The organism is Streptomyces sp. WM6372, assembly GCF_001279655.1.
Taxonomy (GTDB): Bacteria; Actinomycetota; Actinomycetes; order Streptomycetales; family Streptomycetaceae; genus Streptomyces.
On the sequence record NZ_LGDB01000118.1, the window covers coordinates 1 to 362 of the forward strand.

1 protein-coding gene is annotated in these 362 nt (G+C 66.9%); it reads right to left on the minus strand.

Annotated elements, in window-relative coordinates; all coding sequences use genetic code 11:
- A partial coding sequence (locus ADK52_RS11115; protein ID WP_159045904.1) for an AMP-binding protein occupies positions 1-362 on the minus strand: 362 nt, incomplete at both ends.

The following is a 362-nucleotide window of genomic DNA, read 5'->3' on the forward strand; positions in this document are numbered from 1 at the left end:
GACCTGCGTCCCCGACAAACTCGCCACACCCACATGCGAAACCACCACACCCTTCGGCCGCCCCGTCGAACCCGACGTATAAACCACATACGCCGGATGCGCCGGCAACACCGAAGACAGACGATCCGCATCCACGAGGTCCGCCTCGCCGAGCGCCGCGACAGCCTCCTGAACCAGAGGGGCATCAAGCAGCAGGTGCCGTGCAGAGCTCTGCTGGGGCAGCAGGGCCGCTGTGGCCGCGTCCGTCAGGACCAGCACGGGTCCGGCGTCCGCGAGCATGTACGCGATCCGGTCCACGGGGTACTCCGGATCCACCGGCACATAACCCGAACCGCTCTTCAACACCGCGAGCAACGCCACGA